We start from the raw sequence: 255 nt of genomic DNA on the forward strand, positions 1-255 counted from the left end.
GGAGTTGGCTGCTCCCATCGCTCGATGGTGATGGGAGCCTGTATTGGCGAGGAGAACGTTCGACGTGGTCGATATCGTCGAGATCTTGGTTCACTGGCATGCGGGTCGTTCGCAGAGCCAGATCGCGGCCAGCCTCGGGCTGGACCGCAAAACAGTGAAGAAGTATGTGGACCCGGCGATCGCGGCCGGGTTGTCACCGGGCGGGCCGCAGCGCTCGCCCGCGGAGTGGAGCGAGCTGGTGCGGCAGTGGTTTCC

1 pseudogene is annotated in these 255 nt (G+C 64.7%); it reads left to right on the forward strand.

The window, feature by feature from the left end:
* Positions 1 to 64: 64 nt before the first annotated feature.
* Positions 65 to 255: pseudogene (locus IU459_RS38025) on the forward strand (IS21 family transposase); the annotation flags it as partial.

This window comes from Nocardia amamiensis (assembly GCF_015477605.1).
GTDB lineage: Bacteria > Actinomycetota > Actinomycetes > Mycobacteriales > Mycobacteriaceae > Nocardia > Nocardia amamiensis_A.